This window comes from Vibrio sp. 2132-1 (assembly GCF_033344315.1).
Genome location: NZ_JAWPON010000103.1, coordinates 1 through 1070, shown reverse-complemented (window position 1 = coordinate 1070; position 1070 = coordinate 1). Strand labels below are relative to the sequence as shown.

General features: G+C 50.1%; 1 protein-coding gene and 1 pseudogene. Both read right to left on the bottom strand.

Going from position 1 to position 1070, the window contains the following annotated elements:
* A pseudogene (locus tag R8N47_RS23720) lies at positions 1 to 95 on the bottom strand (phosphatase); the annotation flags it as partial.
* Positions 96 to 107: 12 nt separating this feature from the next.
* On the bottom strand, positions 108 to 1070 hold a 963-nt coding region (locus R8N47_RS23715; RefSeq protein ID WP_318185917.1), incomplete at its 5' end, for an ArsJ-associated glyceraldehyde-3-phosphate dehydrogenase.

Below are 1070 nucleotides of genomic sequence, written 5' to 3'. Positions count from 1 at the left end.
CAAGACGTTTGCAAATCGACGCCTTCCGTACCCGGGCACGGTGCTAAAACTAATGCACCAGAGTCCAAATCTAATTGCCATGTAGGATGAGACATTGTGAACTCCTATTAAGCCAAACCAACGTTACGAACCAATTCTGCGGTGCGCGTTGCGTAACCCATTTCATTGTCGTACCACGCGTAAATCTTCACCATGCGAGAACCAACGACCATTGTTGAGAGTGCATCAACGATGGTTGAGCGTTGATCGCCTTTGTAATCGATCGACACCAACGGACGCTCTTCAAAGCCAAGAATGCCTTTTAGCTCACCTTCTGACGCTTCTTTCAGCAAAGCATTCACTTCTTCTGCGGTGGTATCGCGTTTCACATCGAAGATGATGTCTGTCAGTGACGCATTCGCCAACGGTACACGCACTGCGTGGCCGTTAATCTTGCCTTTTAAATCAGGGAAAATTTCCACAATCGCAGTCGCACTGCCCGTGGTGGTCGGGATAAGACTCATGCCACACGCACGAGCACGACGCAGATCTTTGTGCGGTGCATCCAAAATGGTTTGCGTATTGGTCAAATCATGAATCGTCGTGAAAGAGGATTGCTCAATGCCCAATTTCTCATGAATGACTTTTACTACTGGTGCGATGCAGTTGGTCGTGCACGAAGCCGCTGTCACGATACGATGTTTGTCAGGATCGAAAATGTGGTCGTTCACGCCAACAACGATGTTCGCAATGCCTTCTTCTTTCACTGGTGCGCTAACCACCACTCGCTTCACGCCCTGATCGAGATATTGGTCAAGGTACGAAGTTTTGCGGTGCACGCCTGTCGCTTCAATCACGACATCACAACCAGACCAATTCACTGCATCGATGTCGCGATGCTGTGTCGTCGCGATGCGCTTGCCATTGATGACGAGTTCATTTCCCTCAACCTGCACTTCATGGTGCCAACGGCCTTGAACAGAGTCGAACTCCAATAAGTGGCCCAACGTTGCTGCATCGCCCGCAACATCATTGATTTGCACAAATTCCAATTCTGGCCAATCGAATGCCGCGCGCAGCGCCAAACGCCC